Source organism: Rothia koreensis (assembly GCF_052232265.1).
In the GTDB taxonomy this organism is placed as follows: Bacteria; Actinomycetota; Actinomycetes; order Actinomycetales; family Micrococcaceae; genus Rothia; species Rothia koreensis.
The window spans coordinates 2,199,133-2,224,615 of record NZ_CP197643.1; the positions used below are offsets into that span (position 1 = coordinate 2,199,133).

A 25,483-nucleotide genomic window follows, 5' to 3' on the forward strand; every position below is an offset into this window, starting at 1 on the left:
CGGCTAGGCCGGTTCGTCGCTCCGCGCCACGGATTCCTTGGTCCTGGTCATCATCCACGTGAACCAGAGGCAGAACGCGTAGAGCGGGATGCCCATGACCAGTCGTGTGATCCCCAGTGCGGGAAGATTCTCGGCGAAGAAGAGCGGCAACTGCACGGCCAGGCGCAGCGCGAACATCGCGGCCAGAACCCCGGTTGCCAGCTGGTAGACCCGCATCCGCTCCCGACGCTTGCGCCATCCCGTCTCCTCGCCGCGGAGCATTCCGTAGACGACGCCGAGCAGGGGCCACCGGAAGAGCATCGACAGGGCCAGGCCCACGGCGTACGCGCCGTTGGTCCAGAACCCGACGACGTAGTAGTCGATCGGCTTGCCTCCGGCGTGTGCGAAGAACGCGCAGATCAGCACGCCCACGGCCCCGGAAAAGGCCTGGATCTTCTGGCCGCCGGTGATGAACCGGATGATCGACAGGACCACGGCCAGACCGATCGCGATCGCCAGGGAAAGGCCCAGCGAGGACGTGATCACGAAGCTGACCAGATACGCGATCGAGGGCAGGACCGCCTCGAGCAGACCGCGGAGTCCGCCGATCGCGTGCATGACATCGATCTGCCCGTGCTCGTCCCGCCTGAAGGCTCCGGATTTGTCGTACGCGGCAGCCATCTGCTGCCCGAAGGACGGCGAGCCGCCGGGTCGCTCGGAGTCGTCCGGTCGGCGTGAAGACTCGCCGTTGTTGTTCTGCATGTGGTGATGCTCTCCGCTCTTCTACAGTTCTTGGTGGCGGGACACGATTTCGTACCGAGGATTGTAGATGACTGGCGCCCCCGATACGGAGGCCAGCAGGCCGGAGCACCGCAATCGTGTGCCCGCGCCGATCCCGGGAACCGTGCGCTGGCCGTGCCACACGAGTCGGACGTGCGTCCCGGGGCCGAGTGGGGCGTCGTCGTCATCCAGGTGCGGCATGTCCATCGCGATGGCCGACGTCGGTGCCGTCACCGAGCCGCGCGGCAAGCGTCCGCGCACGTCCGAGGAGACGGCCCGGTAGCTCGCGGTAATATCCACCTCGGCCTCGTACCTGGGCAGTTCGTTCCGCGGACGGATGCGAACTTCGCTGATGCGCCCTTCCACGAGAACCCGGATCCTGGCCGGCTCCCGGCCGTCGCGGTCCGCGGGCCGGTGGACCGAGGGCGATTCAGCCAATCTGGGTGATCTCCGGGCCTCGTTCCGGCACCTCGTTGCCCGGTTTCGCCGGGGTTTCTGCGGCCTGGTCGCGCGGGACGGCGTTGTCGGGAATCCGGAGCGGCAGGAGATCCCGGGGCGCCATGGGGTTGTTCCCCCGGACCACGACCAGGCTGCGGAAGACACGCTCCATGTCCCGAGCGGCGCTGCGCTTGACCGCGGCGTCGCCGGAGAACACTCCGCGCAGGAACCAGCGGGGCCCGTCGACGCCCACGAATCGGGCCACGCGGTAGCCGCGGTCCCCATTGGGCAACGACGCGGGCAGTTTCGCGATGACCTGTCGACCGAGTGTGCCGTCCAGGATGTCGACGACGCCGTTCTGGTCACGAACGGACTTCGCGAGTTCGGTCCGGATCTCCGACCAGAGGCCCCGACTCTTGGGCGCAGCGAACGGTTGGACCTGCAGAATCGCCCCGTCCTTCTGGAATGTCACGGAAACGACGGACTGGTTCTTCTGATCCACGTCGATGCGCATGCTCACGGACTCCTCCGGCTTGATGCGCAACCCACCGAGATCGATGTAGGTCTCGTCGGTTTCGATCTCGGACACGTCGAACGGACCGGTGACCGATCGTGAAGTCTCTTCGGTGTTGCCCTCTTCGGCCGCCGCTGCGGCGGCCTCCGCCTGATCAATGTCCTTGTCGGCCTTGGCATTGATCAAGTCACGGTCGGGGCGTTTCTCGTCCTCGACAGCCGGCGCGGGCGCCTGCTCGGTCGTGGCCTCGCCGACGTCCTCGGACGACTTGTCCTCGGAGGCTTCGGTGTTCTGTTTCTTCTTTCCGAATCCCAGCACGATTGTCCTTTCTAAAGGCTTCCTGTCGAGCCGAACCCCGCGGTTCCCCGCTCGGAGCTCGGCAACTCTTCCACGACCTCGAAGGCCGCGTGCTCGTACTTCTGGATCACGAGTTGCGCGATCCGGTCGCCACGATGGATGTCATAGGGCTCATTCTGGTCCGTGTTGAGCAAAGTCACCATCAGTTCGCCGCGGTAGCCCGAATCGACGGTGCCGGGAGCGTTCACGATCGTAATGCCTGACTTCGCGGCAAGCCCGGATCGCGGGTGGACCAGTCCCACGTATCCGTCGGGCAGAGCTATCGCCACCCCGGTCCGCACCAGGGCCCGCTCGCCGGGCCGCAAGGACAGATCCTCCCGGGACCTCAGGTCGGCTCCGGCGTCGCCGTCCTGGGCATACGAGGGAGCCGGCAGCTCCGGGTCCAGCAGCGTGATCTTGACGTCAACGGTCGGCAGCATGCTCGTCATTCCTGGGTCGGTGGCAGTTGTTCGGCGTGCGGCAACCGCCCGTGCCGGACGCAAGTCCGTGCCGGTGGGACCGCTTCGCCCTAGGCCACTGTAACGGCTGCGGCCGGGCACTGGCTGAGTCCTCGCCCACTTTCGAGTACCGGGGGCCCGGCTCCGACGCGTATTCTGGTGGACATGTCTGACTCCGTCTCCCCGAATTCCGACGATCCCGCCGGCTTCGGAGCCCCATCCGCCGTCGAATTCCACGAAAAGCTCTACCCGTCGATCGGTGTGTGGATCTGCGTGGTCGTCTTCGGCTTCGCGTGTTTCGCCGTCGGCGCGCCGATCAATGTGCCCATAGCGATCCTGGTGGCCATCGTCCTGGCGGCCACCCTCGGCCTGATTCTCTATTCGTCCTCGCCGGTCCTCGAGGTCACCGAGGATTCCCTCCAGGTCGGTCGGGCACACATCGAACGCGACTACGTGGGCACGGTCGAGGTTTTCCGCGGGGAGAACGCCCGCATCGCGTGCGGACCCGGCGCCGATGGTCGGGCCTACATGAATTTCCGCCCGTGGGTCTCCCCAGTGGCCAGGATTCACCTGGTGGACCCGGCAGACCCGACGCCGTACTGGCTCACGAATTCTCGACGCCCGGAGGAATTGGCCCTGGTCCTGGGGTCGGACCCGGAGCACCAGGCGGTGCGTACGCCGGAGGTGGATCAGAGCGTCGTCGAGCCCGACGACGACGAGGGCCGGTAGCGGATGCACAGCCGGTAGCGGACGCACCGCCGGTCGCGGATGCACGGCCGGTAGCGGATGCACAAAGGGGAGGACCTTCTCGGTCCTCCCCTTTGTCAACGTCTCGCGCGTTCCGCGCCGTCAGCCGCGCCCTACGCCTCGCACTCGATGCAGTAGTAGAGCCCGCCTTCCTCGCGGGCAATCTGCGAACGGTGGCGCACAAGGAAGCAGGATGCACAGGTGAACTCGTCCTGCTGGGCCGGAAGAACGACCACGGAGAGTTCTTCGTGCGAGAGGTCCGCTCCCGGAAGCTCGAAGCTCTCGGCGGCAGCGTTCTCGTCCTCGTCCACAACGTTGGACTGCTGGTCGCTTCGGTGCGACTTCAGCTCCTCAATGGAGTCCGAGCTGCTTTCTTCGTCTTGCTTGCGCGGGGCGTCGTAATCGGTAGCCATGTTTCTGTCACGCTTTCGTCGGTAGCTCTCAGCACGCCCACACGGCCGTGCCGATCATCGTGTGGTTCTTGTACCGGTGTGGGCACCTGTTGGCCAGCTCATGAGAGATAAACAGAACTCGATGCGTGCCGGTATCGCGATGATTGTTCACTATCGGGCCCCGCGATGTCCAGCCGATTTTACTGTGAGCGGATTCTTCGGGTCGCGGGGTGTCTGGCCACAAGACCGCAAGGCGGTATTCTGTCAGGAGCAATGGGCGCGAATGGCCTGGTCGTGCACGCGTCGCAAGCGGTATCACTAAGGAGAACTGATGGATCGGCTGACTTTCGTGGGAGTCCAAGACGACGGCGAGCACCTCGTTCTCGAGTCTCCGGACGGTGAGCACCGATACCGTGTCGTCATCGACAACAGCCTGCGCAATGCGGTGGTCAAGGCCAAGAGAGCACAGACCCCTCGCGGACTCAGCGGACGGGGCGATTACGGCCCCCGCGATATCCAGACCCGATTCAGGCAGGGCGCGAGCGTCGATGAGATCGTCGCTGAGTCAGGGTGGAAGCCAGAGCGCGTGCGCCGGTACGAGTGGCCGATCCTGGCCGAACGCGCCCATATCGTGACCGCCGCTCGCAACGTCGTCGTCCGTCCCCTCGACCCCGCGTCCAGGGGCCGCAAAACGCTCCATGACCAAGTCGTCGGTGTGCGCGAGGACTGGAACTTCGCTGAAGGCGATGCCCAGTGGAATGCGTGGCAGCGCGAGGACGGACAGTGGAACGTGACTGTTTCGGTCGATTACTCCCAGACCGCGCTCTCCCAGATTCCCTCCGGGGCCGATTTTCCCGCGCGCTTCGTGTACAACCCAGCGAACCAGACGGTCGTTGCCGGCAACGCCGTGGCCGAGTTCCTGATGGGTCGCCCGCACGGTGCCGAAGAGGAAGAGGCCCTCGAAGAGCTCGACGACGAGCCCGCGCTCGAGACCGAAGCGGACCAGGACCCCGATCAAGAATCCGTCGAATCGCCGACGGACGAGGGTTCCCTCGCATCGACCGACGTCGCACCCGATTCCTTGACGGAGGAGGAGGACGACGACGACGCCTCGACCGCGGGCCCTGCCGGCGAGGATTCCGCGTCCGATGAGGACGACGACGCCCAGGGACCGCGCAATCACCTGCGGGCCGTGGGCGCGGACGAACCGAGCCCCACCGAGAGCCTCCTGGACGAACTCGAATCGCGCCGGGGAACCCCCGCCGGCAGCGACCCGGCCAGCGACCGTCGGGTCTCGGGACTGACCCAGGAGCTTCCGGGACAGGGCACACTGACCGACGAAGGTACGGACTCCGAGCAGCCTGGTGGCTCCACAGGGCAAGGATCCGAGGGGCAACGCCCCGGCAAGTCGCGCTCCGGCCGCCCCTCCGTGCCGAGCTGGGACGACATCCTCTTCGGGCAACAGCGCCCCAAGGAGTGATGACGAAGAATTCGTCACCGGACTCGCCATAGCGACCGGCGCACGGTATTTTGTGTGTTACAGGTAGTCATGAACTTGTTACGGCACGCAACGCACAAAGGTTTTCATGGGGAAGAAGCGCCGCAAGGCACGTCCGGGGAGCGGCACCGACTCATCGCTCCCCCAGAATGTACAGGGATCGAAGGATCAGGCGGCCAAGGGCACCGATCATTCGAATCCCGCGTCCGATGTGTCCGGCAACGGCCCTGAACGCGACAAGGCTTCGACGGAGTCGGCCGAGACGTCGTCTCCCGAATCTCCCGTCACCGAGACTTCTTCGGACGAATCCTCGAACGCGCCGACCACGGGGGCAACCCAGGAGCTGGCGCCAGGGTACGAATACGTCGAGCAGACCCAGGCCCACAATGCCCTCGAAACCGAACCCATGCAGAGCCTCAACGACGAGCTCTTCTCCGACGCGACGTTGCCGCAGTCCAAGCGCGAGCGCCGGCGGCAGGAGCGGATCGAGCAGGAGCGCCGTCGTGAGGCAGCGGCCGCCGAGGAACAGCGACGTCGCAGGCTGGCCGCCCTGACCGAGGGGCAAGCCCCTCGCACCTCCTCACAGAATTCTGGCTCCTCGGACGGCGCGAGCTCGTCCGGTTCCGGCTCTGCTCCGGCCGCCGGTGCGGGAGCGGCAGCCGCGGGTGCCGGCGCCGCGGGTGCAGCGGCGGCTGGCAGGCACGCGGACGGGAACGAACCGACGGATGCCACCCCCACGGGTCCCATCGTCCCGGTCAGCCCCGGTGAACCCACCGGTTGGATCCACCACGAGGACTCCGAGGGCGATGATTCCATTGCGGCGACCGCCGCGGCGGGTGCCGGTGGGGCCGGCGCGTCGGCCGCTGCCCACGATGCACCTGACTCGGAGGACGAGCGTCCTTCGCGGAAGGGTCCTCTGCTGTGGGCAGGAGCGGCCGTCCTGGGCATCGCCGTGATCGGAGGCGGGGCCACGATCGCCGTACTCAACTCCGATGACGACAACCCCAAGGGGACCGCCACGACAGCGTCGCCCTCGTCGACGTCCTCGACGCCCTCGAGCTCCTGGTCCAAGCCCGCATGGTCGAGCCCTGCTCCGGCTCCGACGCCCACCGTGATCGAGCAGCAGCCGGAACCGACCGATCCGTACGGTCAGGTAACCCAGGCGCCACCGACGGTTGCTCCGACGCAAGCGCCGCCGGCTCCGACCCAGGAACCGACGCAACAGCCCACCCAGGAGCCGACCCAGGAACCCACGCAGGAGCCGACCCAGGAACCTACTCAGGAACCCACGCAGGAGCCGACGCAAGAACCTACTCAGGAACCCACGCAGGAGCCGACCCAGGAACCGACGCAACCTCCCACTCAGGAACCGACACAGGCTCCCACGCAACCACCCCAGCCTTCGAATCCTGGCCAGCCCGGCGGTAGTTCCGGCAACGGCCAGGGCAATGGCGGGTCAGCGGGTCCGAACCGCTGAGCCGTTCGGCCTGGTAGCGGCCCGTCTCCGCGGGAATCAGGCCCCCGTCCACGCTCTCAGGGGAACGAATCTTTCGTCGTCCGTCCATGAGCCGTGCTGTCCGACCATGGACAGTGCCCCAGGGTTGGAGCGGCGCAGGTCGAACAGGGCCAGCGAGCCGTGGGCGGCAATGATGAGGTCCCCTATACGGTCCCGCACTTCCGGGCGGACGTCGTGACCGAAGTACCCCGCCGCGATCAGGTGGTCCCTGTCCAGGACCCACGCGCGGTCCCCGAAGCGATTCGCCCAGGCGGTCGAGAGTCTCGCCCGGGCATCGGCGTCTTCGGGATCCTCGAGATGCAGCTGCACCATCCTGGGCTCTCCGGCGGTGAGCCTGACGCCGTCGACCAAGTCGGGGAATTGTGAGTAGTCCACCCGGTCCTCGGAGGGTATGTCGACCATGCCGTGGTCCGCGGTGAGCAGCACCAGGGTTTCCGGGCCGAGACGGGAGGTGAGCCTCTTGAGGCCGTGGTCGAGCTCCTCGAGGGACTCGAGCCAGCGTTCTGACGTGCACCCGTGCTTGTGCCCCGCCTGATCCAGCTCTCCCCAGTACAGGTACATGAAGGTCGGGGTGCGTTGGCGCAGGATTTCGGACGCCTGGCTGATCCGCGCCAGGGTGGATCCTGCGCCGACAAACCGGCCTCCGCGCAAGGCTGCCCGGGTCAGGGCGCTGCCTTCGTACGCGGGCATCGATACGGTCACCGCATCTCCCATGCCTTCCAGTCGCTCGAAGACCGTGGCATGGGGCTGCCATTGCAGCGGGTCCACCGCGGGGTCCCATCCCGACAGCTGGTTGACCACGACGTCGCGTTCGGGGTCGACGACGTCGTACCCCACCATTCCGGTCTGGCCCGGGGGAAGTCCAGTGCCCAGCACGGCCAAGGAAGCCGCCGTGGTCGAGGGCAGGGCGGCGTCCAGATCACCGAGATCCATGGACTTCCGGAGATTCGGGGCGTGCCCGGCGCTGCGTGACAGGAGCGCGCTGCCCAGACCGTCGACGAGGACAACGCACACGTTCCGGAAAGGACCTTTGCGGCCCCGGTCGGCCAACCTGGTGCCCAGTCCGAGAGCATCGGGGAATTCCGCGCGTCGAGAAGAGTCAGCGACGGGTCGGTACATCGAGGCGGCCGAGGACAGCACGTCCCCGATCGAGTTGCGACCGTACCGGGGCGGGGGCGGGAATGTCCGGCCGGTCAGGTCCTGCCCCGTGGGTCCCGAGCTCGGGTGTTGCGTCGTCATCAGGAGTGCGAGGTCCCAGAGAGGGCGGTATTGGCTCGACGGAGGGCTCGCGCGAATTCCTTGGCGTCCTGCACGGCCTGTTGGCCATCGGCCTCCGCAGAGATTCGGAGGACGACGTCTTCCCGTGCGGCGACCCCCGTGTACCCGTGGTCGGCCTCGCACTGGGGGTCGGAGCAGCCCGCGGGCTGGAGGTCCAGCCGATGGCTGCCCGTCCAGGACATCATCAGCGTCACCTCCGCGGCCAGGGAATCGGGGGTGTAGTTCTGCGGCTGGCGATAGGCGTAGGACAGAGTCACCGAGGTCAGGTTGCGGACCGGGACCGTTTCGGTCGAGACGTGAGCCACGACCTGGTTACCGTCCTCGTCCAAGGACTGGTCGTCCACGTGGGTGATCTGGACGATGTCGCCCGCCAGGGCCAGCACGGTCACGTGGCGGTGGACCTCGGTCTGGTCGAAGTGCGTCTCCAAGTGGACCAGGTGCGAGGACGGGATTTGCCCGTCCAGGGCGTCCCGCACCACGTCACTGACCAATTGGGGGTAGAACCCCGCATTGACGATGTCGCGGTCCAGATACTTGCCCATATTTCCTGACTCAGCCATGCACTCGCTCTCGATGTTCGACGACGACGCGGGGCCGTCTCTCCCCTGGCCGGGGAATTCTTCGCCCTCGGACCCGGGCGCTTCCGCCCCATTCTACGACCCCACTCGGGCGCCGTCAGACCGAGGTCGTCACGAGCGCGACATGGTCCTGCGTGCGCTGTCCGTCCGTTGCTCCGGATTCCCGAGTTCGACCGTGCAGTCCAGGACTGTCAGGGCATTCTCCGAAATCATCACGGGATTCAGTTCCAGGAGGGCGATTTCGGGGTGCCGGTCCTTGAGCTCCGCCACGCGTCGGATCAGGTCCTCGAGAAGTTCCACGGCAACCGGCGGCAGACCGTCGTACCCGAAGAGCTTTCGTGCCGCCTTCGGGGATCTGACCAGCTTCTCGACGTCGCGCTGGGTCAGCGGCGGCACGCGATGCGCCCAGTCGTCCAGCAGGTTCACGGTGTCTCCGGCGATTCCGAAGGACAGGACCGGTCCGAGCAGGGGATCTTCCATCGCCCGGATCACGCAGTTCTGACCGGTGGGAGCCATGCTCTGGACCTCGAGGTCGAAGTCACCGTATGTGGCCAGCGTCCGGTGCATCAGGTCGATGTCCCGGAGGAGGGTTTCTTGGTCCTCGATGCCGAGCCTCACTCCCCCGAGGTCGATTCGATGCCGCATGGTCGGGTCGATCGCTTTGAGGGCCACCGGATACCCGAGTCTGTCGGCGGCTTCCACCGCCTTTTCCTTGGTTTCGAAAGGGACGGATTCCAGGACGGAGATGCCGTATTCGGAGAGCATGTCCGCGGCATCGGATGGGGAGAGTTCCAGAAGTCCTTCACCGGGAATCCGAGGGCTGAGCCTCTGGATCTGCCGGTCGACTTCCTTCGCGTTCGTGCCCTCGATCTCGGCGACGAAGACGCCCTCCTGGGCCCGCCATGCCATGTAGTCCATGACCGCGGCCAACGCCCCGATGGCCGCGCCCGGGCTCTCATAGCAGGGAACGCCCGGATAGGTGAGGGACTCTTCCCCGTCCGCCCCCGTCCACGTGCGCGGGCAGGGACAGATCCCGCGCTGATAATCCGTGGGTTCGACGACGCCGGTGTAGGCCGCGAGAACGGGCTTGCCGGTCTCGACGCCGCAATCGGCAAGCACCTCGGTGATCTCGTCCTGTCCGACAAAAGGCGACGGCAGGAAGGAGGCCACCGCGGCATCGACGTCGGAGGAGCGCAACGCGGTCAGAACGGAATCCCGAATCATGTCGAGGATGTCGATGTCCGGGCTCGCCGTGTCCAGGACGTGCTCGGTGTGCGTTGCCTCGACCCCGTAGCTCGCGCAAGCATCCGAAATGACCCTGCCCAGGGCGAAGGCGTTCGAGAAGACGGCGACCCGCCGTCCCCGGGGCAAAGGCTGGGAGACCACGAGCTGTGCAATGTCCATCAGGTGTTCCGAAGTCTCGGCCCGAATCACACCCGACTGGCGGAACATCGCGTTGAGGGCTTCCGGCGGGGCCGAGCTGGTGCGCCCCGTGTGCCCGGGTGGCAACTGGACCCCGGTGACATCCGATTTGGCCACGATGACCGGCTTGGTCCTGGCCAGGCGCCGGGCGATGCGCGAGAACTTGCGCGGGTTGCCGATCGACTCGAGGTACATGCAGCACGCGGTGGTCCGGCCGTCGTCCTCCCAGTACTGCATCATGTCGTTCCCGGAAACATCCGCACGGTTCCCGCCGGAGAGAATCGTGGAGAATCCGAGGTCCCGCCGGCGGGCCGAGGTGTACAGCAACACCCCGATGGCGGCGGACTGGCTGAAGAGCCCCAACCCTCCCGGCGTCGGGGGCGAAGGGCTCAAGGACGCGTTCAACGAGACCGCCGGGTCGGTGTTGATCAGGCCCAAGGACGCGGGACCGATGACCCGCATGCCGTAGCTGCGCGCGGTACGGACCAAAGACTGCTGCCGGGTGCGCCCCCGGGCGCCGTCGTCGGCATACCCTCCCGTGACGATGCAGACACCGCGGACCCCCGCGCGCCCGCATTCCTCGACCACGCCCGCCACTTCGGAGATCGGAACCGTGATGATCGCGAGATCCACGGGCTCCGGAACCTGGCCGATGCTCGGGTAGGCTTTCATGCCCGCAAGTTCGAAGGCTTCCGGATTGATCCCGTAGACCGGTCCCGCGAAACCGCCCTCGACCACATTGACCAGGATCTCGTGACCGACCTGGCTCCAATCCCGGGAGGCACCGATCACCGCGATCGACCTCGGTGCGATCAGCGAAGAGACCGATTTCGCCTCGGCACGGTGCTCGCGGGAGGCCATGACCTCGCGTGACTTCTCCGTGGGGTCGATATCGAAGTTGACCATGACGACGCCGTCGTCAAAGACTCGCGCAACCTCGAAGCCCGCTTCAGAAAAGACATTGAGCATCTTCCGGTTCTCGGGGAGCACCTCGGCCGAGAATTTGGTGATGCCACGCTCGAGGCCGGCCGCGGCGAGGTGTTCGAGCAGGATGGAACCGATGCCCCGGCCGTGGTGGGCGTCCGAAATGAAGAATGCGACCTCCGCCTCGTGAGGGTCGTTGGTCCTGTCGAAGCGACCAATACCGATCATTTCCGCGCCGAGCATGATCACGAAGGCGACGCGGTCCTGGTGGTCGACCGTGGTGAAGCGTGCGAGCTCCTTCGCGCTCAGAGAGGACTTGTAGGTGAAGAACCGCAGGTAGATGGTGCGTTCGGACTGCCTGGAATACATCGCTGCCAGTGCGTCCTGGTCTGTCGGGAGCACGGGTCGCAAGTGAGCGGTCGCGCCATCGCGCAATACGACGTCGGCTTCCCAGTGGGAGGGGTACGCGTTCTCTTCGGGCATGCTCCCAGTCTAGTATCGCAAGTCACAGGTTCCTATTGTTCTACACTGGTGAGGCCCATGACCGTCAGACCGTGAGGATTCACAGATGGCCCCCCGCCGCAAGTCGTCGCACACTCCCGAGGATTTCCCGCTCGACGTCGTCGAGAACATCGTCGATATCGATGTGTCCTCCGAAATGGAGACGAGCTTCCTCGAGTACTCGTACTCGGTGATCTATTCGCGGGCGCTCCCGGACGCGCGGGACGGCCTCAAACCGGTCCAGAGACGAATCCTCTACATGATGACGCAGATGGGCCTGCGACCAGACCGGGGGCACGTGAAGTCGGCCCGCGTGGTCGGCGAAGTCATGGGCAAGCTCCACCCCCACGGCGACGGGGCGATCTACGACGCGATGGTCCGCCTCGCCCAACATTTCGCGATGCGGCTGCCGCTCGTGGACGGACACGGCAACTTCGGCTCCGTCGACGACGGCCCCGCCGCGGCGCGGTACACCGAAGCCCGCATGGCTCCCGCGGCCCTCGCGCTGACCGGTGACCTGGACGAGGACGTCGTCGACTTCGTCCCGAACTACGACAACCAGTTCACGCAGCCAGGGGTCCTCCCGGCCGCCTTCCCCAACCTTCTGGTCAACGGCACCTCCGGCATCGCCGTCGGCATGGCCACGAACATGGCCCCTCACAACCTCCGCGAGGTCATCGCCGGGGCGCGGCACCTGATCGACAACCCGGACGCGAGTCTCGAAGACATCATGCGGTTCATTCCCGGGCCGGATCTGCCCACGGGAGGCAAGATCGTCGGCCTGTCCGGGATCAAGGACGCCTACGCGACCGGCCGCGGCTCCTTCAAATCCCGCGCCAAGATCACGGTCGAACAGGTCACCGCGCGCAAGCAGGGCCTGGTCATCACCGAATTGCCGTACCTGGTCGGGACCGAAAAGGTCATCGACAAGATCAAGGACGGCGTCCAGTCGAAGAAACTGTCCGGAATTTCCGACGTCGTCGACCTGACCGACCGCAAGAACGGCACCCGGCTCGTGGTCGAACTCAAGAACGGATTCAACCCGCACGCCGTCATGCAGTCCTTGTTCAAGCACACGCCGCTCGAGGACTCCTTCGGCATCAACAACGTCGCCCTGGTGGACGGGCAGCCACAGACCCTGGGGCTCCTGGACCTGCTCAGGGTCTACGTGGAGCACCGCATCGACGTCGTTCGTCGACGCACGACCTACCGGCTCGGCAAGTCCAAGGACAGGCTGCACCTGGTCGAGGGCCTGCTCGTTGCCATCCTCGACATCGACGAAGTCATCGAGATCATCCGCTCCTCCGACCAGACGGCCCAGGCTCGGGAACGACTCATGATGGTCTTCGACCTGAGCGAAGCCCAGGCGAACCACATCCTGGAACTGCGTCTGCGTCAGCTGACCAAGTTCTCCCGCATCGAGCTGGAGGCCGAGAGGGACGAGCTCAGAGCCACCATCGCCGAGCTCGAGTCGATCCTGGCCTCGGACCAGAAGTTGCGCGGCGTCGTCTCGGATGAGCTGGGCGAGGTCGCCGAGCGGTACGGGACCGACCGACGGACCGAGCTGGCGGACTCGGACGACCTGGCCGCGCTCGCCTCGGCGGCCACGGACAGCGGCGCCGCCTCCACGAAGAAAGGGCTGGGTCTGGCTCTGGAAATCGCGGACGACCCGTGTTGGGTCGCCCTGTCCACCTCGGGACAACTCGGTCGCACCCCTGGGGGCCCACGCGGGCGGGAGTCCTTCGAGGATCCGGGCAAGAGGATTAAGCACGATGCGCTGCGCTCGCTGGTTCCGGCCACGGCGCGTGGGGAAATCGGTGCGGTTGTCTCGTCCGGGCGCATGGTGCGGCTCAATGTGATGGACATTCCGCTGATGGAGTTGTCGGGCAGCGCACCGAACCTCGGAACCGGGGTCAAGGTCAAGGAATTCCTGACGCTGGAGAAGAATGAGTCGCTGATTGCGTTGGTCCCCCTGAATCAGGTCATCGCGCTGGGCACGGCCCAGGGCGTGGTCAAGCGGGTCAACCCGGACTACCCGTTGAACAGGGACGACTGGCCGATCATTGCGCTCAAGGTCGGAGACGAGGTGGTGGGGGCCTGCCACGCATCGAATGACGACAACCTGGTGTTCATCACCCGCGAGGCCAAGTTGCTGACCTTCGACGCCGCCAAGGTGCGCCCGCAGGGCAAGAGCGCCGGTGGCGTGGCGGGCATCAAGGTCGCCGAAGGCGACAGAGTCATCTACTTCGGTGCGTTGTCCCCCACCGAGTCGGCCGTGGTCGTGACGGTCTCCGAAGCCGACGAATCGTTGCCGGGGACGGAAGCCGGATCGGCCAAGATCACCGAATTCGGGGAGTATCCGGCCAAGGGCCGTGCGACGGGCGGTGTCCGGGCGCATCGTTTCCTGAAGGGCGAATCCGGTCTGAAGCTCGCCTGGGCGGGCAGAGGCCCGGCGAAGGCTGTCTCGGCCGCGGGCGTCGCCCGATCCCTCCCGACCGAGTTCGGCGCTCGGGACGGTTCCGGCGTGCCCCTGTCCCAATCGATCGACGCGATCGGCCCCGCTCTCGGGTCCGGCGCCGAGGACGGTTCGGTCCGGGACGACGCCGACGACACCGTCGACCCCTGAGCGCGCTCCGGGTCCTGGGCCCTTCTCAGAATCGGAGGGTCGCCCGGACCGGAACGTGATCCGAGGGTCCTTCGATGGGCATCACGTCGGCGTCGTCGACCCGCATGTCGCCGTTGACGACGACGTGGTCGATCTGGGTTCTGGTCCACGCGGCCAGGGAGCTGGGCCACGTGCCCCGGGAGACGCCTGATGCGGGAAGTGCGTTCGTGCACCCGTCGCGCCCCGGGATCGTGGCCATGTGTCCGTGCCACGGGTTGGCGTTGTAGTCGCCGGCGGCAATGACCGGGCGCGGCGAGTCGTCGCGACGTGGCGTGCACACGTCGTCCAGGACCGAGCCGACGTCGCTGTCCCACTGGTCCATCCATCGCGGAACCGGGCTCGCCGTGTGGACTCCCAGAACCACGGGGTTCGACGACGCGGGGTCGGCCGGCCGGAGGGCGAGAGTCCCCACTGTCGGCTCCTCGCCCTCGGCGATCTGGTACGTACCGAGGCTCTTGGAAATCAGCACGCTGGTCGGTGAGAGGCCGGAGCCGGTACTCGTGGAAAAGACTTGGTAGTCCGAGTCCTTGCCGAGCTCGGAGAGGTACTTCTCGAGCGGGCCCGTGCTGGCCTCGGGGAGCACGACGACTTCGGGGTTGCCCCGGACCACGTGCCCGAGGTCGGCTCGGGTGAGTTCGTCGTGGACATTCCAGCTGACCACCGACATCGTCCGCCCCTCGGTCGGCCCCTCCTGCGGACCCGACACCGGGTGGAGAGCCAGAGCCACGCACATCGCCGAGACGAGGAAGCCCACCAGGGGCGTCCCGTTGGGCCGTCGGTTCCGCCCGGACACGCGTCGCAGAAGCCATCCGGCGGCGATCCAGACGAGGAAGAATATCGCCATGATTCCGCCGATGATCTGCGGAAATGCGAGGACCTGCCCCACGACGAGACTCGTGGTCCACGGGGCGGCCAGCCCCGTTCCCTGGCGCTGGAGCCATGGGGTCAGCAGCACGAACAGAAGGTAGAAGGCGGGGATCAGGGCGACGGTCGAGAGAACCTTCAGTGTGCGGCGCATGTGCTGTGCTGCTCCTTGAACGCCCGCAGGCGCGCTCGGGGTTCGACCCTGCCGCACGCGACCCAACTACTGGCCTGCGCCACGTCCCAGGGTGACGACGGACCGGCAGTGGCCGAGATCGGTGGGGCGATGTGAAATGACTATAGTACCCGGGCCCGCTTCGTCGGAGGAGCCTCGGGTTGCCCTGTCGAGTTCCTCGACCAGAGCCGCGGCCGAAGGCTCGTCAAGGTGGGCCGTCGGTTCGTCGACCAGGAGGAAGGGCGCATTGGTCAGAAGCGCTCGGGCCATCGCGAGCCGTTGGCGCTGTCCCCCGGACAATCGCGATCCGCCGGCGCCGACGCGGGTGTCCAGCCCGTACTCCATCGAGTCCAGGAGACTTCCGAGACCGACCCGGCGCACCATGGTGTCGAGTTCCTGGTCCGATGGAGCCGACTCCCGGGGTCTGGCCAGCAGCAGGTTTCCGCGCACCGTCGAATCGAAGATGTAGGCATCCTGCGGGCACCAGGCGGAGGCGCCGCGCAATTGCTCGGGCGCCATTTCACGGCCGTCGACGCGGATTGAGCCACGCTCCGGGCGCAGAAATCCGAGGAGGACAGCGAGGGTGGTCGTCTTGCCCGCCCCGGACGGGCCGGTGATCCCAAGCGCCTGGCCGCGGCCGACCCGGCCGGTCACGCCGCGAATCGCAGGTTCTGCCATCCCGGGCCAGCGCGCCGAAATATCGTCAAGGCACAGCTCCCGTGCGTCCGACGGCTCCGTTGGTTCCCGATCATCTCGCTGCCCGGGAATTCCTGCGGGATGCGATGGTGACGCAGGTGCTTCCGACATGGGGCTGATCTTGGCGACCAGCCGGGCGAATGCGGGCCAGGCCCGCACGGAATCAATGGCCTGGGAGGAGGGTTCCACGAGGGCCGTGCACAGCAGAACGGGTATCGCGGCGACAGGTGCCGCGATATCGCCCGTCGACACCGGGTCCCATGCAATGACCGCGATCCCCAGTGCCGCCGCCCACCAGGTCGCCAAGGACAGAGCATTGCCCAGCCCCGTCGCGGTCGCGGAACGCCGGGCGGCCGCGAGGGCGAGGCGATCCTGGCCGGCAAGGACCCTGAGGACGGCGTCGCCGAGACGGTTGCCCTTCAGGTCTTCGGCGCTTTCCATCGCGCCCAGAGCGCCCCTCAGGGTTCGTTGAACGGCGTCGCGACTTGCCGTTTCGGCACGTCGGTCGGCCACCAGGACGAGCCACGGCGCCAGCAGGCTCGTCACGAGTGCCGCCGCGGCGACAACCCACGTTGCGGAGGGCACGGTCAGGTATGTGGCGATGACGGCCGCGATCATCGTGGGAACGTTGGTCGCAATCGGGAGGAGAACGCGGGGAAGAGAATCACGGACTTCGTCCACGTCCCCGACGAGCCTGTCCAAGAAGGTACCGCCCCGCAACAGCGATCTGAGGCTCAGCGCGGTCTCCCCCATGGAATCCCACGCGTTCGACCGAAGTCTGTTGGCCGCCTTGAGGACGACGTCGTGAGTCAGGAGACGTTCGAGATAGCGGAAGACCGCCCGCCCCAGACCGAAGAACCTCACCCCCACGATCGCGACCATCAGGTACATCATCCCGGGTTGCTGTGAGGCCCTGACGATCAGCCAACCGGACAGGGCCGTCAGGGATGCGCCGAATGCCACCGTGAGGAAGGACAGGAGGACGGGCGCCCACACTTGGGACGCACGGAGGCCCGTCACCCGGAACAGGGTTCGCAGTGTTCCCCGGACACCGGACGTCCAGGAGCCATTGCGGCCTCCGTCTGCGCTCCACGAGCCGTGGTGCGGGGTGGCACGTCGCTCACGGTCACCGCACTCGGTTCCCAGGGCGTCCGCGGCAGTCGTGCATCCCTTCGCCGGAGCGCTCGTGACCCGTTCACTCCGGGTGGCCTGGACATGTCGGACGAGGCGACCCGCCTGGTCGAGGTCTATGCGGCCCGCAGAGCTCGGGGCCGCCGCCGGATCGTGGGTTACCCACAGAACAGTCGCCCCCGATTCGGTCAGCTCCCGCAATGCGTCGCTGACCATGCCGGCGGCCCGGCGGTCAAGGTGCGCCGTCGGCTCGTCGACGAGCACCAGCCACTGGCTCGGCCCCGTCGAACGCCCTTGCAGATCTCCCCCGGCGGGGCGTACCGCGGCCAGAACGCGGGCAATCGCGAGGCGACGTGCCTGGCCCGCGGACAACGCCGCGGGTGCCACGGAGCCGAGGTCTTCGAGGCCGACCGACCTGAGCGAGGCGTCGATCACCGGCCCCCACAGTGCCCGAGCCCGAGTCGCCTCCTCCTGGGATTCTCCGTTCTGCCCCGTCAGGTCGCCCAGCCACGTGGAAGCGTTCTCCGGATTCGCATAGAGGCCCACCTCCTCCACGACCGTGGCCGCAAGAAAACTGGGCGACTGTCCGATCCAAGCGACCGAGTCGGGTACGAAGACGGAACCGGCGACGGCCGTCCGGTCGCCGGCCCGGGCGTCGTGTCCGTCGCGCACCATGTCGGCCATGGTCTTGAGCAAAGTGGTTTTCCCGCAGCCGGAGGGGCCGGTGAGGAGGGTCGTGGTTCCCGGTCCCAGGACGAAGGACACATCGTCGAGCGCTCGTCCTCGGCCGGGGTACTCGACCGTGAGCCCCGATACCGAAATTGCGGCGTCCGAAGAAGGCGAAACCACGGATGCGCCGGTGGGTTCCTCGAGGATCTCTTCCGAGCGGCGCAGGGCGTCGACGCCGTCCTGGGATTGGTGGAAAGCGGTCCCGACATCTCGCAGGGGCTGGAAGCACTCCGGTGCCAGCAACAGGACCAGCAACGCGGTGTCGAGACCGATCTGGCCCGAGACGAGACGCAATCCGATGAACACCGCCACGAGAGCCACCGAGATGGTGGTAATCAGCTCGAGGGCGAGGGAGGACTGGAACGCCGAGCGCAGGGTCGTCATGATTCGCTTCCGGTACGACTCCCCCAAATCGTTCAGGGCCCGGGACTGCGCTTGCTCCCTCTTCAGACCGACCAGGACGGGCAGGCCGCGAGAGAGCTCGACGATGTGCTGGGACAGCCTCAGCAATTGGGACTGGGCTTCGCGCGTGTCGTTCTGGGTCGTTTTCCCGATGAGGACCATGAAAACGGGAACCAGCGGCAGGGTCAGCACCAGCACCAAGGCGCTGATGGGGTCGGCCAGAAGCACCACCACCAGCAGGATCGCCGGGATGACTCCTGTGGAGACCAGTGCCGTGATTGTTCTGACGTAGTAGTCGTCCAGGGCGTCCAACCCGCGGGAGACGAGGACTGCCACGGCGCCGTCGGATGCGGCCGTTCCGCCGGCGGTCCGGGAGCGCGGAGCTGAGAGAACTCGACGCAGCACGCCCTGACGGATCGTCGACTTCGTCTCGGTCGCCGCGCGCTGCGCTGCAACCGAGAGACCCCAATCCGCGAGCGCCCGAAGGGCCAGACCCGCCACGCCGAGAACCACGGCACCCCAGGACCACGAGCCGGGATCGGACCCTGTCAGCCAGTGAGGGAGGATACCGTCGGCCCCGGCGGAGTGGGACCCGATAAAGTCGGTCCACCCGGTGGAGGCCGTTTCGCCCACCCCGTGGGAGGCCGCGGTGAAGGCCGCCTGCGCGAGAGCGGTCATCAACGACCCCACGGCCGCGGAGAACCCAACGAGTCCGAGGGCTCTCAGCGCGCTCAGGGCACCCAGAACCGGGAGGACTCGTCGTGCATGCGGGCCCACCGGCGGACGCCGGTTCGCCCGCCGCCGGTCCTGTTGGTCGTTGTCGGCGACGCTCACAACAATCGGTCAGCCCGCGTTGGGGTGCTCGGAGAGTTCCGTAATTCTGTGCGCCTCGGGAATGTGCTCCGCCGAGAGCCGCTTGCGGAACACCCAGTAGGTCCACCCCTGGTAGAGAAACAGCACGGGGAGCCCTATGGCTGCCACGATGGTCATGATCTTCAGCGTGTACGGCGAGGACGACGCATTCGCGATGGTCAATGTGGTCCCATCCGCCATGGTGGTCGGCAAGACGTTCGGGTAGGCGGCCATGAAGATCGACAAGGCCCCGAAGACCGCGAATCCCGCAATGGCCGTGAAGGCAATACCTTCCCGCCCCCTGATCGCGAAGATCCAGGACGCGAGGGCCGCTGCAGCCGCGATGACCAGCAGGGTCAACGACAGCGGGGTCGCGCCGATCACCTGGAGCCACACGGCCCACGCAACCATCGGCAGCAGGGCCACGGGAAGGATCCGAACCATCATGGTTCGCGCCCGATGACGCACCTCGCCGTCCGTCTTGAGGGCCAGGAATGCCAGCCCGTGGACCAGACTGAAGCCGACCATGCCCAAGCCGCCGATCACGGCCGGCACGGTCAGCCACGCGAACGGACCACCGACGCGGTCCGCATTGTCGTTCAGCGGAAGCCCCGTCGTCGTGATGGCGAGGGCCGCTCCGATGAGGAACGCGATGAAGAACGACGCCACGGACATGATCGCGTTCCACCGGGGCTCCCACCGAGGGCCCGTCAACTTGCCCCTGTATTCGATCGACACTGCTCTCAGGATCAATGCCAGGAGGATCAGGGTCAGCGGAATGTACAGCGCCGAGAACAGCGCGGCATACCACATCGGGAATGCGGCAAAGATGGCCGCGCCACCGGTCACCAGCCATACTTCGTTGCCGTCCCATACGGGACCGATCGTGTTCAGCAGCAGACGGCGTTCCTTCTCATTGCGGGAGAAGATCCGCCCCATCAGCATGCCGACGCCGAGGTCGAACCCATCGAGAACGATGTATCCGATGAGAAGCACTCCGACCACGAGGAACCACAGGGTCGGCAATCCGGGTTGTCCAACAAATTCTTCGAACATGATGGGTTGCTCCTAGTAGGCGAAGGCCAGGACGTCGTCGTTCTTGTGGCTGTCGGGGTCGTTCGTGTCGTCGTCGTCCTTGTCGGACGTGACCAACTCCGGCATGGAGGCGACAACTCCTGTTCGGACGTACCTGGCGATCAGGAATACCTCCACGACCATCAGGACGGCATAGATGAGGACCAGGGAGATGAGCGAGAACAGCAACTCGCCCGCGGACACATTCGGCGAAACCGCCGCCTCGGTGAACATGTAGATCCGTTGTCCGAGGGGCAGATCCGGGTTGGGGGCGACGACGAATGGCTGCCGCCCCATCTCGGTGAACACCCACCCGGTGACATTGGCGCCGAAGGGCGCGAGGATGCCGAAGACGGCCAGGCGCATGAGCCACTTGGATTGTGGGACCGTCCCCTTTCTGGTCAGCCACCACGCCAGAGCGCAGGCGAGGGCGGCCAGGCCCCCGAAGGTGATCATGAGCCGGAATCCCCAGTAGGTGACGATCATCAGCGGCACGTAGTGGATGTCTTCACCGGAACGATCCCCGTACTGGGGTTCGTCTCCCAAATTGGTTCCGTACATGTGCTCGTACTCGGGCTGCAACGTGTTGATGCCCTTGACGTCCGTGTGGAAGTTGTCGTGGGCCAAGAAGGACAGCAGACCCGGAATCTCGAAAATGGTGTCCACGTTCGAGCAGTTGCGTGCGCTGGGGTCGGAAAGGGTCAGCACGGAGAATGCGGTGCCGTCGTGGCATGCGGCCTCGGCGGCCGCCATCTTGAGAGGTTGCTGGTGGATCATGAGCTGGGCCTGGGCGTGGCCGCTGAATGCGGTCCCGAGGAAGCCGATGACTCCGATGAGGATGCCGATGCGAAGGGAGCGGAACCACACCGCGTAGTCCTTCTTGTCCTGGGCGCCCTTGCCGGAGTCTCCGACGACCACGTAGCCGTTCTCATCGACCGTGTCGATTCCCTGGCTGCGCCGCTTCCACAGCTTGTACCAAGCGATGCCCAGCAGGAACGATCCGGCGACGGCCACCGAGCCGAAGAGCGTGTGGATGATGGCCACGATCGCCGTGTTGTTCGTCAGCACAGCCATCACGTCGTTCAGGATGGGGCGACCGTCCACGATGTCGTACCCGACGGGATGCTGCATCCACGAGTTGGCGATCACGATGAAGAACGCGGACAGCCACGAGGCCGCGACCGCGGCGAGAAGGCAGAGGGCGTGGATGGCGGGCTTGAGTTTCTTCCACCCGAAGATCCACAGCCCGAGGAACGTCGACTCGACGAAGAAGGCCAGCAGGCCTTCCATGGCCAAGGGAGCACCGAAGACGTCACCCACGAATCGGGAGTACTCGCTCCATGCCATTCCGAATTGGAATTCCTGGACGAGGCCGGTGGCCACGCCCATGATGAAGTTGATCAGGTACAGCTTTCCCCAGAATTTCGTCATCCTGAGGTACTCTTCTTTTCCTGTCCTGACCCACATGAGGTTCAGGATCGCGACGACCATCCCCAGTCCCAGGGTCAGTGGAACCATCATGAAGTGATAGACGGTGGTGGTCCCGAATTGCCAGCGGGCGATTTCTACAGTATCCACGGTTCTCCTCGCGCTACTGAAAGCACTCGACCGGTCCGAACGGGCCGGATACCTACAAGGTAGCAACCGGTTCTGGGCGTCCGACGAGCCCGTCGGGCCGACGTCTTGACAGCCCGGAAAGGGTAATTTTCACCCTTTGGGGCCCGCCACGAGGCCCCAAAGAGCGAATCACCTAGTGTCCCGCTTTGGGTCCCAACAACCCTTTCGCTCGGACCGTGTCGCGTTCTTCCCGAAGCTCGGAAACGCTCGATTCGAGCCGGCGTCGGGCGTCCTCGGACAAATCGACACCATGATTAATCTCATACTCACCCGACCTGCAGGTCACGGGGAACGAGCTGATCAAGCCTTCGTCCACGCCGTAGGAGCCGTCGGAGACCACGGCCATGGACGTCCAGTCCCCATCGGGGGTGCCCAGAACCCAATCGTGGACGTGTGCGAGTGCCGCATGAGCGGCCGAGGCCACCGATGAACCGCCGCGCACGGCGATGATTTCGGCACCCCGCTGAGCCACGGTCGGAATGAAGGTCGTGCGGACCCATTCCTCCCCCAGCCCGCGTTCGGAGAGGACATCACGCACCGGACGTCCCGCAATGGTGACCTGATCCAGGTCCGGCACCTGAGTGGCCGAGTGGTTTCCCCAGATCGTCATGCGCTCGACCTCGCCGACGGGCGATCCGGTGGCGTGCGCGATCTGTGCGAGAGCCCGATTGTGGTCCAGTCTGGTCATGGCGGTGAATCGCTCGGACGGGATGTCCGGGGCGTGGGAGGACGCGATGAGCGCGTTGGTGTTCGCCGGGTTGCCGACCACCACAATCCGGACATCGTCCGCGGCCGCCTCGTTGAGTGCGGCGCCCTGGACGGAGAAGATTCCGGCGTTGGCCCCGAGGAGGTCCCCTCGTTCCATGCCTTTTTGGCGGGGTTTCGAGCCGATGAGCAGACCGAAGCCGGTCCCGTCGAATGCTTGAGCGGCGTCGTCGAAGACGTCGACGGATTCGAGGAGCGGGAAGGCGCCGTCGGCCAGCTCCATCGCAGTGCCTTCGGCGGCCTGCCTGGCCTGCGGAATTTCGAGGAGACGCAGTCGCACGGGCTGATTCTTGCCGAGCATGTCGCCGTTGGCGATGCGGAACAGACTTGCGTAACCGATCTGACCGGCCGCGCCGGTCACGGTCACGGTGACGGGTGGAAGGAGGGTGTCAGCAGAGGTACTCATGCGGCACAGTATAGTGCCGTGTGACGTGGGACCCGCCGTTCGACGTACGGGGCTCCGGGCACCTGCCCGTGGCCGCGGGCCGGAGGAGGCCGCCGCGCTCAGGCGTCGATCTGCTCGAGGTCCAGCTGATCAGCATTGCTGATCAAGAACTCCTTGCGCGGGGCCACCTCCGACCCCATCAACAGCGAGAAAGCACGTTCCGCGGCCTCGGCGTCCTCGATCCGGACGCGACGCAGCAGACGATGCCGCGGGTCCATCGTGGTCTCCGCGAGTTGGTCGGCGTCCATTTCGCCCAGACCCTTGTACCGCTGAATGGGTTCCTTGTACCGCTTCCCTTCCGCCTCGAGCCGCGTCAGGACCTGGTGGAGCTCCCGCTCGGAGTAGGTGTAGAGCATCTCGTTGGGCTTCCCCCCGCCCGTGACGACCTCGACGCGGTGCAGCGGCGGCACCGCCGCGTACACCCGTCCCGCATCGACCAGCGGACGCATGTAGCGATAGAACAGCGTGAGAAGAAGGGTCCTGATGTGCGCGCCGTCGACGTCGGCGTCGGTCATCATGACGACCTTGCCGTATCGGGCGGCGTCCAGGTCGAAACTCCGCCCGGAACCTGCCCCGATCACCTGGATGAGTGCCGCGCACTCGGCGTTGGCCAACATGTCCGTGATCGAGGCTTTTTGGACGTTCAGGATTTTGCCGCGGATCGGCAGCAGGGCCTGGTACTGAGAGGACCGCGCCAACCGTGCGGTGCCGAGCGCGGAGTCACCCTCCACGATGAACAACTCGGAATGGTCGACGTCGTTGGAGCGGCAGTCCACGAGCTTGGACGGCATCGTGGAGGTTTCCAGAGCGTTCTTGCGACGCTGGGTTTCCTTGTGGACCCGCGCCGAAATGCGGGATTTCATCTCGGCGACGACCTTTTCCAGGACCGCCGAACTCTGTTGTTTCTCCGTCCGGTTCCGCGAATTCAGCATCTTGTCGAGCTCACGCGACAGCACCTTGGTCACGATCGAACGAACCGCCGGGGTTCCCAAGACTTCCTTGGTCTGCCCCTCGAACTGGGGCTCGACGAGGCGCACGTTGAGCACCGCGGTGAGTCCGGCGAGGGCGTCGTCCTTCTCGATCTTGTCGGATCCAGCCTTGAGCTTTCGGGCGTTCGCGGTCACTTCCTTGCGCAGGGTTCGCAACAGGCCTTGTTCGAAGCCCGTGACGTGTGTTCCGCCCTTGGGGGTCGCGATGATGTTTACGTAAGAACGCAGGTTGGTTTCGTACCCGGTTCCCCACCGCATCGCGATGTCGACTTCGCACTCGCGTTCGACTTCGGTGAGCTGGCTGTGACCGTTCGAGTCCAGGACCGGGACCGTCTCCTTGAAGCTGTCCGCCCCCTGGAACCTCCAGACGTCGGTCAGTGCCGAGTCCGGGGCGAGGAACTCCACGTATTCCGAGATTCCGCCATCGTGCTGGAAGACCTCTTCGTGCGGCCCGTCGGCCCCCGGCGTGCCTGGCAGCCGACGTTCGTCGCGGATGGCCAGACGCAGGCCGGGAACCAGGAAACTCGTCTGACGTGCTCGTTCGAGGAGTCGCTCGTAATCGAATTTCGCGTCCGGGGTGAAGATCTGTCGATCCGCCCAATAACGAACCCGCGTTCCGGTCGCTCCCCGACGAGCCTTGCCAACCACCTCGAGTGCGGCCTTGCCTTCGGCCGGGGTGAACGGCACGTCAGGTTGGGGAACTCCCCCGTCGTCGAAAATTCCGGGAATCCCTCGTTGGAAGGACATTTGGTAGGTCTTCGACCCCCGGTCCACCTGGACGTCGAGTCGGGACGACAGCGCGTTGACCACGGAGGCGCCGACGCCGTGCAGGCCACCGACCGCGTTGTAGGTTCCGCCACCGAACTTTCCGCCCGCATGCAGTTTGGTGAAGACCACCTCGACGCCGGTCAAACCGGTTCGCGGTTCGATGTCGATGGGAATGCCTCGGCCGTCGTCGGCGACCTCGACGGACCCGTCCCGATTGAGCACGATCTCGATGTTCTGGCCGTATCCGGCGAGGGTCTCGTCGACCGAGTTGTCGATGATCTCCCAGAGACAGTGCATGACACCGCGCGAGTCGGTGGACCCGATGTACATACCGGGTCGTTTCCGGACGGCTTCCAGCCCTTCCAGTACGGAGAGCTGGTGGGCGGTGTACTCGGACTTCTTCGGCGACACTGAGACGGGGCTCCTGACAAACTCGATGTGGTGGTGGGCCGCAAAGGCGCGACCTCCAGTCTAAGCGCATCCGGCATCTCTGCGGGTCAAAGCCCACAGCGAACGACGCCGAATGGGGATGAAATCAGCGGCTCCGCGTGTTTGCATGGATGAACACTCAAACCGGTCAGCGATTCCGCAGTCGGCCCGCCACTTCCGGACGGGAACGGTGGAACCCGAAGGCACTGATCGGCCGTAGACGTCAGGAGGAAAATCATGACGGCGACATTGGAAGCTCGAGAGCTCAACGCAACCGACCGTTGCGATTCCTGCGGGGCCCAGGCCTACGTTCGCGTGGTCCTCGAGAACACCGGTGGCGAGTTGCTGTTCTGCGCTCACCACGCGACCACCAATGAGGGAAAGCTTCGCCCCATGGCTGGCTTGTGGCAGGACGAACGTGATCGTCTGACCACGACTCCGTCCGTCTGATTCCGCAGTATCCTCGTCCCGGGGGCGACCCCTCGGGACACGAACAAGGCCCCGGACCGCTCGAGCGGTCCGGG

The 25,483-nt window shown here is 65.9% G+C and carries 19 protein-coding genes; 5 read left to right on the forward strand and 14 right to left on the reverse strand.

Annotated features, from left to right (window positions below):
- Window positions 1-3: 3 nt before the first annotated feature.
- Genes ACTSLZ_RS09815 through dut form a run of 4 tightly spaced genes read right to left on the reverse strand, consistent with a single transcriptional unit; the run spans window position 4 to window position 2,496 of the window.
- A complete protein-coding gene (locus ACTSLZ_RS09815) occupies window positions 4-741 on the reverse strand; it encodes a DUF3159 domain-containing protein (RefSeq protein ID WP_443094896.1) in 738 nt (245 codons plus the stop codon).
- A gap of 21 nt (window positions 742-762) precedes the next feature.
- Window positions 763-1,197 (reverse strand): hypothetical protein, encoded by a 435-nt coding sequence (locus ACTSLZ_RS09820; protein ID WP_443094897.1) that lies wholly within the window; start codon window positions 1,195-1,197, stop codon window positions 763-765.
- Window positions 1,190-2,029 carry a DUF3710 domain-containing protein gene (locus ACTSLZ_RS09825; RefSeq protein WP_156265376.1) on the reverse strand — a complete coding sequence of 280 codons (840 nt, stop codon included), beginning with the start codon at window positions 2,027-2,029 and terminating at the stop codon, window positions 1,190-1,192. The genes ACTSLZ_RS09820 and ACTSLZ_RS09825 overlap by 8 nt, the downstream gene beginning before the upstream one ends.
- 11 nt (window positions 2,030-2,040) lie before the next feature.
- Window positions 2,041-2,496, reverse strand: a complete 456-nt coding sequence (gene dut / locus ACTSLZ_RS09830) for a dUTP diphosphatase (protein ID WP_129315804.1) — start codon at window positions 2,494-2,496, stop codon at window positions 2,041-2,043.
- Between the two features lie 174 nt (window positions 2,497-2,670).
- On the opposite strand from dut, the gene ACTSLZ_RS09835 reads away from it, so the two are divergent.
- Window positions 2,671-3,234, forward strand: coding sequence for a DUF3093 domain-containing protein (locus ACTSLZ_RS09835; protein WP_129315805.1), 564 nt, complete (start codon window positions 2,671-2,673; stop codon window positions 3,232-3,234).
- Window positions 3,235-3,365: 131 nt separating this feature from the next.
- Here ACTSLZ_RS09835 and ACTSLZ_RS09840 read toward each other — a convergent pair whose 3' ends face one another.
- The gene (locus tag ACTSLZ_RS09840; protein ID WP_129315806.1) at window positions 3,366-3,665 is read right to left on the reverse strand and encodes a DUF4193 domain-containing protein; all 300 of its coding nucleotides are present in this window, start codon (window positions 3,663-3,665) and stop codon (window positions 3,366-3,368) included.
- A 310-nt stretch (window positions 3,666-3,975) separates the two neighbouring features.
- On the opposite strand from ACTSLZ_RS09840, the gene sepH reads away from it, so the two are divergent.
- Together sepH and ACTSLZ_RS09850 are read left to right on the forward strand one after the other, a co-directional pair.
- Complete coding sequence (gene sepH, locus ACTSLZ_RS09845; protein ID WP_443094898.1) at window positions 3,976-5,124, forward strand: septation protein SepH; 1,149 nt, start codon at window positions 3,976-3,978, stop codon at window positions 5,122-5,124.
- Between the two features lie 106 nt (window positions 5,125-5,230).
- Window positions 5,231-6,619, forward strand: coding sequence for a hypothetical protein (locus ACTSLZ_RS09850; RefSeq protein WP_443094899.1), 1,389 nt, complete (start codon window positions 5,231-5,233; stop codon window positions 6,617-6,619).
- A 36-nt stretch (window positions 6,620-6,655) separates the two neighbouring features.
- Here the strand turns inward: ACTSLZ_RS09850 and ACTSLZ_RS09855 are convergent, their stop codons facing one another.
- The 3 genes from ACTSLZ_RS09855 to ACTSLZ_RS09865 form a co-directional block, all read right to left on the reverse strand.
- Window positions 6,656-7,897, reverse strand: coding sequence for an alkaline phosphatase family protein (locus ACTSLZ_RS09855; protein ID WP_397556039.1), 1,242 nt, complete (start codon window positions 7,895-7,897; stop codon window positions 6,656-6,658).
- Complete coding sequence (locus ACTSLZ_RS09860; protein ID WP_129315810.1) at window positions 7,897-8,496, reverse strand: DUF5998 family protein; 600 nt, start codon at window positions 8,494-8,496, stop codon at window positions 7,897-7,899. Before ACTSLZ_RS09860 ends, ACTSLZ_RS09855 begins: the two co-directional genes overlap by 1 nt.
- Before the next feature lie 129 nt (window positions 8,497-8,625).
- Window positions 8,626-11,343, reverse strand: a complete 2,718-nt coding sequence (locus ACTSLZ_RS09865; protein ID WP_443094900.1) for a bifunctional acetate--CoA ligase family protein/GNAT family N-acetyltransferase — start codon at window positions 11,341-11,343, stop codon at window positions 8,626-8,628.
- A gap of 85 nt (window positions 11,344-11,428) precedes the next feature.
- Here ACTSLZ_RS09865 and ACTSLZ_RS09870 point away from each other — a divergent pair, with 85 nt between their 5' ends.
- Window positions 11,429-13,987 carry a DNA gyrase/topoisomerase IV subunit A gene (locus tag ACTSLZ_RS09870; RefSeq protein ID WP_443094901.1) on the forward strand — a complete coding sequence of 853 codons (2,559 nt, stop codon included), beginning with the start codon at window positions 11,429-11,431 and terminating at the stop codon, window positions 13,985-13,987.
- Window positions 13,988-14,012: 25 nt separating this feature from the next.
- On the opposite strand, the gene ACTSLZ_RS09875 is transcribed toward ACTSLZ_RS09870, so the two are convergent.
- The 6 genes from ACTSLZ_RS09875 to ACTSLZ_RS09900 all read right to left on the reverse strand — a co-directional run bounded on the left by ACTSLZ_RS09875 (window position 14,013) and on the right by ACTSLZ_RS09900 (window position 24,941).
- Window positions 14,013-15,044 (reverse strand): endonuclease/exonuclease/phosphatase family protein, encoded by a 1,032-nt coding sequence (locus ACTSLZ_RS09875; RefSeq protein ID WP_443094902.1) that lies wholly within the window; start codon window positions 15,042-15,044, stop codon window positions 14,013-14,015.
- Window positions 15,045-15,110: 66 nt separating this feature from the next.
- Window positions 15,111-18,854 (reverse strand): thiol reductant ABC exporter subunit CydC, encoded by a 3,744-nt coding sequence (gene cydC / locus ACTSLZ_RS09880; RefSeq protein WP_443094903.1) that lies wholly within the window; start codon window positions 18,852-18,854, stop codon window positions 15,111-15,113.
- A gap of 9 nt (window positions 18,855-18,863) precedes the next feature.
- Window positions 18,864-19,928 carry a cytochrome d ubiquinol oxidase subunit II gene (gene cydB, locus ACTSLZ_RS09885; protein WP_129315815.1) on the reverse strand — a complete coding sequence of 355 codons (1,065 nt, stop codon included), beginning with the start codon at window positions 19,926-19,928 and terminating at the stop codon, window positions 18,864-18,866.
- 12 nt (window positions 19,929-19,940) lie between these two features.
- Entirely contained in the window at window positions 19,941-21,524 is a 1,584-nt protein-coding gene (locus ACTSLZ_RS09890) for a cytochrome ubiquinol oxidase subunit I (RefSeq protein WP_443094904.1), read from the reverse strand.
- Between the two features lie 172 nt (window positions 21,525-21,696).
- Window positions 21,697-22,734 (reverse strand): malate dehydrogenase, encoded by a 1,038-nt coding sequence (locus ACTSLZ_RS09895; RefSeq protein ID WP_443094905.1) that lies wholly within the window; start codon window positions 22,732-22,734, stop codon window positions 21,697-21,699.
- Window positions 22,735-22,832: 98 nt separating this feature from the next.
- Complete coding sequence (locus ACTSLZ_RS09900; protein ID WP_443094906.1) at window positions 22,833-24,941, reverse strand: DNA gyrase/topoisomerase IV subunit B; 2,109 nt, start codon at window positions 24,939-24,941, stop codon at window positions 22,833-22,835.
- A gap of 255 nt (window positions 24,942-25,196) precedes the next feature.
- Between ACTSLZ_RS09900 and ACTSLZ_RS09905 the strand changes: the two genes are divergently transcribed.
- Window positions 25,197-25,409 (forward strand): DUF7455 domain-containing protein, encoded by a 213-nt coding sequence (locus ACTSLZ_RS09905; protein ID WP_443094907.1) that lies wholly within the window; start codon window positions 25,197-25,199, stop codon window positions 25,407-25,409.
- Window positions 25,410-25,483 lie beyond the last annotated feature (74 nt).